The 8,208-nt window shown below is 66.4% G+C and carries 7 protein-coding genes and 1 pseudogene; all 8 read left to right on the forward strand.

Annotated elements, in window-relative coordinates; all coding sequences use genetic code 11:
* Positions 1-18: 18 nt before the first annotated feature.
* The gene (locus tag RB623_RS28935) at positions 19-708 is read left to right on the forward strand and encodes an HAD-IA family hydrolase (protein ID WP_308060597.1); all 690 of its coding nucleotides are present in this window, start codon (positions 19-21) and stop codon (positions 706-708) included.
* A 2-nt stretch (positions 709-710) separates the two neighbouring features.
* The gene (locus RB623_RS28940; RefSeq protein WP_308060598.1) at positions 711-1,550 is read left to right on the forward strand and encodes a MurR/RpiR family transcriptional regulator; all 840 of its coding nucleotides are present in this window, start codon (positions 711-713) and stop codon (positions 1,548-1,550) included.
* Positions 1,551-1,587: 37 nt separating this feature from the next.
* Positions 1,588-2,298, forward strand: a complete 711-nt coding sequence (gene rpiA / locus RB623_RS28945; RefSeq protein ID WP_308060599.1) for a ribose-5-phosphate isomerase RpiA — start codon at positions 1,588-1,590, stop codon at positions 2,296-2,298.
* 233 nt (positions 2,299-2,531) lie between these two features.
* Entirely contained in the window at positions 2,532-3,626 is a 1,095-nt protein-coding gene (locus RB623_RS28950) for a substrate-binding domain-containing protein (RefSeq protein WP_308060600.1), read from the forward strand.
* A gap of 112 nt (positions 3,627-3,738) precedes the next feature.
* Entirely contained in the window at positions 3,739-5,265 is a 1,527-nt protein-coding gene (locus tag RB623_RS28955; RefSeq protein WP_308060601.1) for a sugar ABC transporter ATP-binding protein, read from the forward strand.
* A gap of 25 nt (positions 5,266-5,290) precedes the next feature.
* Positions 5,291-6,292, forward strand: a complete 1,002-nt coding sequence (locus RB623_RS28960; RefSeq protein WP_308060602.1) for an ABC transporter permease — start codon at positions 5,291-5,293, stop codon at positions 6,290-6,292.
* The gene (locus tag RB623_RS28965; protein ID WP_308060603.1) at positions 6,292-7,758 is read left to right on the forward strand and encodes an FAD-binding oxidoreductase; all 1,467 of its coding nucleotides are present in this window, start codon (positions 6,292-6,294) and stop codon (positions 7,756-7,758) included. The genes RB623_RS28960 and RB623_RS28965 overlap by 1 nt, the downstream gene beginning before the upstream one ends.
* A gap of 175 nt (positions 7,759-7,933) precedes the next feature.
* Positions 7,934-8,208 (forward strand): annotated as a pseudogene (locus tag RB623_RS28970) (hypothetical protein); the annotation flags it as partial.

Genomic DNA, 8,208 nt, shown 5'->3' on the forward strand with positions numbered 1-8,208 from the left:
AAACGGAGGCCTCACCTTATGACCTTTCGAATGGGGCGCTACGAGGCGCTCGTCTTCGATCTCGACGGCACGCTGATCGACAGCGCGCCGGACATAGCGGCGTCGGTCAACCAGGTGTTGGAAAAGCGCGGCTGGCCGGTCCAGAGCGTCGCCTTCGTGGAAAAGTTCATCGGCTTCGGCCCGCGCCGGCTGCTGCTCGACTTGTTCGTGGCGCTGGATCTGCCGAGCTACGATGCGACCGTCGACGAGGCGGTGCGCGAATATCTTGCCAACTACGCGCGCTCGCCGGCGGAGCGCACGCTGTTCTATCCGCAGGTACGCGAGGATCTGGAATTCCTGCACCGATCCGGCATCCGCATGGGCATCTGCACCAACAAGCCACAGGATCTGTCGCTCAAGGTGCTGGACATCCTCGGCATCGCGCCGCTGTTCGAGGTGGTGGTCGGCGCCGACGCTGCCCCGGCCTGCAAGCCGGACCCGGCGCATCTGCTCGCGGTTTCGGAGCGCATGAGGCTGGACGGCCTGTCCTGGGCCTATGTCGGCGACACGAAAGTCGACCAGGCCACCGCCCAGGCTGCCGATGTGCCCTTCTACGCGGTCGCCTGGGGCAGCGGCGGCGAGGTGGCCGTGGCGCCGGAATGGCGGCTTGACCGGCTGCGCGATCTCGGCGCCAACTCCGAACCCGTTCGTGTCGGGCAAGGGGGATAAAAATGGCCACGAGTCTTCTGCAGAGGATCGTGCAGGAGAGCGCCGAGATGGGCTCGGCCGAGCTGCGGGTGGCGCGCTTCGTCAGCGCCAATCCGGGCGAGGTCATCCATATGAGCATGGCGCGGTTGTCGCAGGAATGCGACGTCAGCGACCCCACCATCATGCGCTTCTGCCGCCGCTTCGACTTCCAGGGCTACCAGGACTTCAAGCTGCACCTGGCGCAGAGCCTCGTGCCGTCCGCCCCCTTCGCCTACGAGCAAATCGTGCCGGGCGACTCGATCCAGAACGTCGTGCGCAAGACGGCGCGCAACTCGCTGAACGCCATCCAGCGCCTGCTCGAGGATCTCGTGCCGCAGCAGGTGGAGGCGGGCGCGAAACTGCTGCATTCGGCTTCCTGGGTCGGCATCTACGCCAGCGGCATCTCCGAGATCACGGCGATCGACGCCGAGCACAAATTCCAGCGGCTCGGCATGCGCTGCGCCGCCCTGATCGGCCGCAAGAAGCAGTGGCTGCATGCCGAGACGGCGCGGCCCAACGAGGTTACGCTGATCTTCTCGCAGTCGGGCCACACCAAGCAGATGGTCGATGTCGCCATCGCCTCGCGCGCCGGCGGCGCGCGGGTGCTGTCGGTGACGGCGGCCGACAGCCCGCTCGCCAATGTCTCCGACGGGCTGATCGCCGTGCTGCCATACGACCGCACCGAACTGATGACGCCGCTTGCGTCGCGGCTCAACCACCATCTCGTCGTCAACATGCTGGTGACGGCGATCGCCATGACGAGCGGCAGCGAGTTCCCCGACCAGTTGCCGGCCCTCGATTCCTGGCAGACCGAGAAGATTTAGACGTCGCCGTCAGGCGACCAGCCCAAGGAAAGCATTCATGAGCGCACAGGACGAAGCCAAGAAGGCCGCGGGCCGCAGGGTCATCGAGGAGTTCGTCAGGGACGGCATGAAACTTGGGCTGGGCTCCGGCACCACCTCGCATTTCTTCGTGCGCGAACTCGGCAAGCATGTCGCCAACGGCCTGAGGCTCACCTGCACGACGACGTCGCGCTCCACCAACGACGTCGCCCGCGAGGTCGGCATCGCGCTGACCGACCCCAACGAGATCGGCGAGATCGACCTCACCGTGGACGGCCCCGACGAGATCGACCGCGACTTCAACATGATCAAGGGCGGCGGCGCCTGCCTGCTGTGGGAGAAGATCGTCGCGCACGCCTCCAAACGCATGATCACGGTCTGCGACGAGAGCAAGATCGTCGAGCGGCTTGGCGGCTTCCCGCTGCCGGTGGAGGTCGTGCAGTTCGCCTGGAAGCAGACGGAGCGGATGGTGACCGAGGCGCTGGCCGACCACCGCATCAGGAATGCGGTGATCGAGCGGCGCATGCGCGACGGCCAGCCGGTGGTCACCGACAGCGGCAACTTCATTCTCGACTGCCGCTGCGGCGTCATCCCAGCGCCGGCCAGGCTTGAGATCGAGCTGAACCGTATTCCGGGCGTGGTCGAGAACGGCCTGTTCACGCGCGAGTCTAAAGGCATGGTGGTCGGCCGCTTCGACGGAAGCACATACGTCGCATTGCGCGACGCGTAGTGAAATCTACTTTTTGTTGAAAGTCCGACGCGAACACGTCGGGCGGCAGATGGTTTTTCACCAGCGCCAGGCCGACTGGCCAGTCGTCGTAAAGCGCTGAAAAGGCTTACTATACTGAAAATTCCGGCGACTTTGGCAAGTCGTTTCACGATTCGGTCACGTCCATGACGCAGCCTCTTGCGTCCAACCGAAAGAGCTAGTAAAGCTAGATCATACATCCAGGGAGGGTACTGATGGATCGACTGAACGGAATTTCGCGTCGCGGCCTGCTGAAGGCCGGCGGGGCGATCGGCGCGACGCTGGGCGCCAGCGCGCTGCTCGGCAAGAGCGCCTGGGCGCAGGAGGGGGGCTTCATCCCCTTCAGCAACAAGAGCCTCGACTACTACTTCTTCGTCATCCAGGAAGAGGCGGTGAAGCGCGCGGTCGAAGCCAACAAGATGCGCTTCCAGGCGACCAACGCCAGCTTCGACAACACCCGCCAGCTCGAGCAGTGGCAGAGCCTGATGCTGAGCCAGCCGTCGGCGATCGTGTCCGACCCGATCGACAGCCAGGCGATCGTCAGCGCCATCCGCCGCTACAACCAGAAGAGCATCCCGGTCGCCATCATCGACACGCCGTCGGACGGCGGCGACGTCGCCATCACCGTCAGCTTCGACAACAAGCTCGGCGGCGTCATGGCCGCGCAGGAGATCATCAAGCGCCTGACCGAGAAATACGGCAGCCCGAAGGGCACGGTGCTGAACTGCTTCGGCGCGCTGCAAAGCGTCGCCTGGCGGCTGCGCAAGGAAGGCATGGACGAGGAATTCGCCAAATATCCGGACATCAAGTACCTGGCGCGTCCCACCGAGGGAGCGCTCGACCAGATGCTGGCCGTTACCCTCTCCACCCTTTCCGAATTCCCCGACCTCGACGCCGTTCACGCGCCGTCGGACTCGCCGTCGCGCGGCATCGTCACCGCGCTGCAGCAGAAGGGCCGCTGGAAGAAGGTCGGCGAGGAAGGTCACGTCATCTTCGTCAACATCGACGGCGAGCCGGTGGCGCTCAAATGGATCCAGGATGGTTTCATGGACGCCTGCGTGTCGCAGGACCCGATCGCCTATGGCGAGATCGCCGTGGAGATGCTGACAAAACACTCCATCAAGGGCGAGGCCGTGCCGATCGGCGCCTACGAGAACAAGAAGTATTTCTGGGAGAAAGGCGAGATCGTCGCCGGCGCAACCGGTCCGACACTGATCATCCCGCCCTTCGTCATCGACGGCGGCAATTCCGCCGACAAGCGCCACTGGGGCGCCATCTCGGAGAAGGAATGGGGCATCCCCTACACTTGATCGACCGCGCGAGCCGCGTCCTCCCCGTGCCACGCCGGTTTGCGCCGGCGTGGCACTTGCCGCGTGAGCAACTCCTGCGCGTGATGGCAGTTCAACAAATCCGGAGTTTGTATTGACAGCCGCTTCCGCCAGACAGACCGGCGAAGACCCGTTCATCCTCAAGGTCGAGAACCTCAGCAAGCGCTTCGGCCCGACGCTGGCGCTACGCGACGTGTCGCTCGGCATCCGGCGCGGCACGATCCATGGGCTTCTGGGCGAGAACGGCGCCGGCAAGTCGACGCTGGTCGGGCTGATCTCGGGTCAGCGCGAGCCCTCGGGCGGCACCATCTATCTCGACGGCCGGCCGATCGAGAACGTCGACGTCAAGGCGATGGAGAAGGCCGGCGTGTTCCTGGTCACCCAGGAGCCGATGATCATCGACCATCTGTCGGCGGCCGAGAACCTGATGCTCGGCATCTGGCCGAGCCGCCGCGGCTTCGTCAACTGGCGCAAGCTCAGGGCCGACGCGGCGCGCATGCTGGAAGGAACCGGTATCGATCCGCAGGCGATGGCCGGCCGGCTCGACGCGGTGGCGCGGCGCAAGCTCAACATCCTGCGCGCCATGTTCAGCGGCGGCAAGGTGATCATCCTCGACGAGCCGACGGCGGCACTGACGGTCGCGGACCGGGCCCAGCTCTTCGACTTCATGCGCCAGCTCAAGGCGCAGGGCGTCACCTTCATCTTCATCTCGCATTACAACGACGAAATCCTGGAGATCTGCGACGCCTGCTCGGTGCTGCGCGACGGCGCGCTCGCCGGCGGCACCGAGGACGTCGCCAGCCTCTCCTCCGCGCAACTGTCCGAGCTGGTGCTGGGGCGCGGCCTGGTGCTGTTCCAGCGCGAACGCCGGGCATTCGCCGAAAGCGCCCCGGCGATCCGGCTGCGCGACATCGCCAGCGACCGGATCGCCGTGCCGGAACTCGTCCTTCATCCCGGCGAGATCGTCGGCTTCACCGGCCTTCCCGGCGCCGGCGCCAAGGAGCTGGCGCGCGCCATCTTCGGGCTCTCGCCGATCCGTTCAGGCAGCATCGCCTTCGCCGGCGAGCCGGCGCGTCCGCTGCCGGCCACACCGCGCGACGCCTTCGACATGGGCATCGCCTTCCTTTCCGACGACCGTCGCCGCGACGGCCTGGTCGCCGGTATGACCATCGGCGAGAACATCTCGCTGTCGTCGCTCTCGGCGGTGGCGCGCTCTGGCTTCCTCCGGCCCGAGGCGGAGCAGGCGCTGGCCGCCCGCTATTTCAAGGCGATGGGAATCAAGGCCACCGGCCCGGCCACCGTCGCCGACACGCTGAGCGGCGGCAACCAGCAAAAAGTGTGCCTCGGCCGCGTGCTGGCCACCGAGCCGCGCCTGCTCATCCTCGACGAGCCGACGCGCGGCATCGACATCGGCGTCAAGCAGGACGTGCTGCGCATCATCGACGAGCTCAGCCGCTCGGGCGTATCGGTGATCATCGTGTCGACCGACACCGACGAGATCGTGCGTGCCGTCGACCGCGTCTGCGTGTTCGACAACGGTTCGGTCCGCGAGGAGATTTTTGGAGATGCGATCTCCAGCGAGCGCCTGCGCCGCACCGCCGGGGACAAGGCGGGTGCGTGAGGACCGGCAGTCAGGGAAGAAAACCATGAGCCAAGCGACGACAACCGCGGTCAAGCCCGCTTCCGCCCCTGCCACGCAGGAAGGTGGGCGTTCGATGCTCGGCTGGGTCCTGCACAATGTCGTGTGGATCTGGCTGATCGCCCTGGTGGTGATCTTCGGCTTGTTCAACGAATTCTTCTTCACTACCTTCAACCTGCAGAACATCATGGTGCAGGCGACCGTGCTCGGCATGATCGGGCTGGCCGTGGCGCTACCGCTACTGGTGGCGGAGATCGACCTGTCGCTGCCGGCCAATCTCGGCTTCTCCTCGGCGATCGGCGCGCTGGCCTATTCAGACCTCGGCCTGCCCTGGGTGCTCGCCATGCTGGTCGGCGTCGCGGTCGCCACGCTGATCGGCTTCTTCAACGGCCTGTGCATCACAAAACTCAGGATGGTGTCGCTGATCCAGACGCTGTCGATGATGATCATCCTGCAGGGCGCGCTGCTGGCGCTCACCCAGGGGCGCACCATCACCAATTTGCCGGACGGCTATGTGTGGATCGGCCAGGCGGCGATCGGCGGCTGGCCGGTGATGCCGGTCATCTTCATCCTGGCGCTGATCGCCGTCGCCGTGCTGCTGCGCAACACCGTACTCGGCCGCAGCATCTATGCGGTCGGCGGCAACCCGGTGGCATCCAACTCCGCCGGCGTGCGCGTCGACCGCGTCAAGATCATCGCCTTCACCATCGCCGGCTTCCTGGCCGGCGTCGGCGGCTTCCTGCTCGCCTCCTGGCAGATGGCGATCACCTCCAACCAGGGCTCCAGCTACCTGCTCTATGCGATCGCGGCACCCATCATCGGCGGCGTCAGCGTTTTCGGCGGGCGCGGCAACGTGGTCGGCGTGCTCGGCGGCGTGTTGCTGCTCACCGTCATCCAGGTCGGCCTGGCGATCATCTCGGTGCCGTCCTTTTATGTCGGCATGATCGGCGGCCTGATGATCTTCATCGCCGTCGCCATCGACGCCTTCCGCGTCCGCTATTTCGGCTGATGTCTCTCGCTTCCGGGCCATCGACCGGCGCGGCCGGCATGAACGAGGCGAAGCGGGAAGCCGCCCTCGCCGCTTTCGCCGGCGTGCTCGATGCCTCCGGCATCGTCGGCGGCAGTTCTGCAGACGCCGCGCGATATCTCGGCGACTGGACCGGCGACTATGCCGGCGCGGCGCTGGCGGTGCTGCGGCCCGCCGCGGTCGAACAGGTCCAGGCGGTCGTCCGGCTCTGCGCCAAGCACGGCATCGCCATCGTGCCGCAAGGCGGCAATACGGGACTGGTGGCTGGCACGATCTCTGACGGCACGCGGCCGGCGGTGATCTTGTCGCTGGAACGGCTGAACCGCATCCGCCGCATCGACGCCGCCAACTTCACCCTGCAGGCGGACGCCGGCGTCGTGCTGCAGACGCTCAAGGACGCGGCCGAGGCCGAAAACATGCTGTTTCCGCTGGCGCTGGGCGCGCAGGGCTCGTGCCAGATCGGCGGCAATGTCGCCACCAATGCCGGCGGCATCAACGTTCTGCGCTACGGCATGACGCGCGACCTGGTGCTCGGCCTTGAAGCCGTGCTGCCCGACGGCAGCCTGTGGCAGGGCATGACGGGCTTGCGCAAGGACAATCGCGGCTACGACCTGAGGCAATTGCTGATCGGCTCGGAAGGCACGCTCGGCATCGTCACCGGCGTCGAGGTGAAGCTGTTTCCGCGCCCGGCCAACATCGAGACCGCCTATCTCGGCGCCCGCTCCTTCGCCGATGCGATGGCGCTGTTCGGGCTGGCGCGGCGGGTCTGCTCCGACCTGCTGACCGCCTTCGAGGTGATCGGTGCCGAATGCATTCCGCTGGCCGTGTTGAGCAATCCGGGGACGCGCGTGCCGCTGGCCGAGGCGTGGCCGGTCCATATCGTCTTGGAGCTCGCCTGCAGTGCGGCCATCGACGGTCGCGCGCTGCTTGAGACGCTGCTGGCCGAAGCCTTCGAGGCCGGTCTGCTCGGCGACGGCGCCATCGCCCAGAGCCGCGCCCAGGCACAGGCCTTCTGGGCGATCCGCGAGGATCTGGTCGAGGGCCAGGCCAAGCGCGGCATGCATATCCGCACCGATCTTTCGGTGCGGCTGAGCGACGTGCCCCGGCTGATCGACGAGGCGCGCGCCTATGTGACGGCCGAATGGCCGGACTGGGAGCCGATCGCCTACGGCCATGCCGGCGACGGCAACATCCACTTCAACGTCATGCCGCCGCTCGGCCTTGCGCCGGAGCGGATCCGGCAGGACGGCAAGCGGCTGCTGCAGGGCCTCTACGGCATTGCGCGCGACCTGGGCGGTTCCTTCAGCGCCGAGCATGGCGTCGGCCGCAGCCGCCGCGACGTTTTTCTGGACGGGCTGTCGCCCAACCAGCGCGCCGCCGTGCTGGCGCTCAAGGCCGCCTTCGATCCGAAGGGCATCATGAATCCCGGCTGCCTCGTGCCTGGCTGAGACTTTGCCGCAGGCCGGGCTGGTGCGGCATGGCACAAGATTTTGCGCGGACCGCATTTCGTCGCTACCGCACGCGCGTGTCAGTATCCGTCAGGATTATTTTCTCAAGACTTATCCCCTCCCTCCCGAACGGAGCGACAATGTCCTCGCCTGTGCTGGAAAGGAGGCGGCGGCGATGGAGGTAAGTCCGGCGATCGACAAGAACTGGCAGGCGCTGAAGCGCTTGCTGGCCATGCTTGTCGGCATGGCCGGGATGGGCAATGGGGTCACCCTGCCGCGCCATCTCCACCGCGCCATCCTGAAACTGCTGCGCCCGGCCGAATCCGCCGCACGGCGTTTGATCATCGCGGCGGCGCGCGGCATCGTCGTGACCCTGCCGCCGTTTCGCCCGCGAAAGCCAAAACCCGGAACCAACGAGGCCGTGCTGCGCAGCCTCGGCATCGCCGTCAC

The sequence above is a fragment of the Mesorhizobium sp. LHD-90 genome (assembly GCF_030929505.1).
Taxonomy (GTDB): Bacteria; Pseudomonadota; Alphaproteobacteria; order Rhizobiales; family Rhizobiaceae; genus Kumtagia.

What these genes read in the sequence shown, in the direction of transcription:
- RB623_RS28935 (WP_308060597.1), top strand. Translation starts at nt 19, where the DNA reads ATGACCTTTCGAATGGGGCGCTACGAGGCGCTCGTCTTCGATCTCGAC.
- RB623_RS28940 (WP_308060598.1), top strand. Translation starts at nt 711, where the DNA reads ATGGCCACGAGTCTTCTGCAGAGGATCGTGCAGGAGAGCGCCGAGATG.
- rpiA (WP_308060599.1), top strand. Translation starts at nt 1,588, where the DNA reads ATGAGCGCACAGGACGAAGCCAAGAAGGCCGCGGGCCGCAGGGTCATC.
- RB623_RS28950 (WP_308060600.1), top strand. Translation starts at nt 2,532, where the DNA reads ATGGATCGACTGAACGGAATTTCGCGTCGCGGCCTGCTGAAGGCCGGC.
- RB623_RS28960 (WP_308060602.1), top strand. Translation starts at nt 5,291, where the DNA reads ATGAGCCAAGCGACGACAACCGCGGTCAAGCCCGCTTCCGCCCCTGCC.
- RB623_RS28965 (WP_308060603.1), top strand. Translation starts at nt 6,292, where the DNA reads ATGTCTCTCGCTTCCGGGCCATCGACCGGCGCGGCCGGCATGAACGAG.